2 pseudogenes are annotated in these 694 nt (G+C 50.9%); one reads left to right on the forward strand and one right to left on the reverse strand.

Annotated features, from left to right (window positions below):
- Positions 1 to 144: pseudogene (locus APY94_RS14035) on the reverse strand (RNA-guided endonuclease InsQ/TnpB family protein); the annotation flags it as partial.
- Between the two features lie 259 nt (positions 145 to 403).
- On the opposite strand from APY94_RS14035, the pseudogene APY94_RS13470 reads away from it, so the two are divergent.
- Positions 404 to 694, forward strand: a pseudogene (locus tag APY94_RS13470) (phosphonate ABC transporter ATP-binding protein); the annotation flags it as partial.

The raw sequence follows: 694 nt of genomic DNA on the forward strand, positions 1-694 counted from the left end.
AGTTTGGTGGTTTGGGTTTGAGCCAGTTGGGGGTTCTCCGTTCCGCGTGTTCCTTAAGAGTGAGAAGAAGCTTCTCCAGCTTTCGGCGTTCTTCCTGCAGATTTGTTGAACCGTTGCCGAGCCTATTTCGGATTTGAATGTTTCTCTTGGGTTTTTGAGGGTTGTAGTTTTACCGTTATTGACCGCTTCATTCTAAAGTATGGTAATGTTTTTTAGGCTTTAAAATAGTTTTGCTTTCCTGCCTTCAGGCTGGTCTTTCGATTACTGCATCCCCACCCTAAAGGACGAGGCCTTCAGAAGAAAAAAGTAACTGCACCTATTCAATCCTAACGAAAACCACAGACTCCGGAAGCGCGACGACGGGAAGTGGGAGATAACGCTGGAATTCAAGAAAGGAGCCAAGATCGAGTTCAAGTTCACCCGCGGCTCGTGGGAGACCGTTGAGAAGGGCAGAGACGGCGAGGAAATTCCGAGCAGGACCATGGTGCTGGAGGAGGGCGGGAGGTACGAGTTCACGAGTTACCACTGGCGCGATTATGTGGAGGAAACCGAAGTTGGCACGCATACGATAGTCGGGAACGTGACGACTTTCAAGATGTTCATACCCCAGCTCAACAGGACGAGGAGGATATGGGTCTACCTGCCGCCTGACTACGGGAGGGGCGACAAAAGATACCCCGTCCCCTACATGCCC

Origin of the sequence: Thermococcus celericrescens (assembly GCF_001484195.1) — an archaeon.
GTDB lineage: Archaea > Methanobacteriota_B > Thermococci > Thermococcales > Thermococcaceae > Thermococcus > Thermococcus celericrescens.